At 52.0% G+C, this 281-nt stretch carries 1 rRNA gene; it reads right to left on the bottom strand.

The features are described from left to right. Positions 1–281, bottom strand: a 23S ribosomal RNA gene (locus tag HW115_RS19585); the annotation flags it as partial.

Here is a 281-nt window from a genome sequence, read left to right on the forward strand (position 1 = left end):
CCAACCTTCGCGCTCCTCCGTTACTCTTTAGGAGGATACCGCCCCAGTAAAACTGACCGGCTGCCACGGTCCCCCGGCCGGATTACGGCTCGGGGTTAGATTATCCAATCACAAAGGGTGGTATCTCACTGGCGACTCCACGTGCTCCTAAAAACACACTTCAACGTCTCCCACTTATGCTGAGCATTGTAATCGAATAAACAGTAACAGCTTACAGTTAAGGTCTATAGGGTCTTTCCGTCCTTCTGCGGGTAGCCGGCATCTTCACCGGCACTACAATT

Origin of the sequence: Oceaniferula marina (assembly GCF_013391475.1) — a bacterium.
Taxonomy (GTDB): Bacteria; Verrucomicrobiota; Verrucomicrobiia; order Verrucomicrobiales; family Akkermansiaceae; genus Oceaniferula; species Oceaniferula marina.